The 568-nt window shown below is 46.5% G+C and carries 1 protein-coding gene; it reads right to left on the minus strand.

Features of this window, described 5'->3' with window-relative positions:
- The coding region (locus ACS8FC_RS19685; protein WP_439298028.1) for a cation:proton antiporter domain-containing protein at nucleotides 1–568 on the minus strand (568 nt) is incomplete at both ends.

The following is a 568-nucleotide window of genomic DNA, read 5'->3' on the forward strand; positions in this document are numbered from 1 at the left end:
GACCAAGACGAATGCGAGGGTAAAAACATTGCGCAAAAACTCAGGAACCATATGACGACGCATGAGAAACGCAAGTAACCAAGCGCCTGCCATACCAAGCGCCGTTGCCAATACGACAATTTTGGCAAATAGTAAGATACTACTGGCTTCGCCACCTGAGATGATATATTCATAGACCAGTACCACGGCGATTGCGCCGATTGGATCAATGATAATACCTTCCCATTTTAGGATGTTGGATATCGTTTTATTGGGGCGCACGCTACGCAGCAGCGGCATAATGACCGTCGGACCGGTCACGCAGACCAGTGCACCAAACAGGAGTGCAATCAAAGGATCGACATCAAATAATAAATAAGTCGATAATGCTACGATAGCGATAGTGATAAGCACACCAACCGATACCAGCATTTGCACCACGGTACCGTGTTGTTTAATCTCATCGAATTCTAGGGTTAGCGAGCCCTCAAATAGGATAATCGCGACACCCAATGAGATGAAGGGAAACATCAACTCACCCAATACCAAATCAGGGTCAAATACGCCCAGTACTGGTCCGACGATAATA

Source organism: Psychrobacter sp. 1Y4 (genome assembly GCF_051847555.1).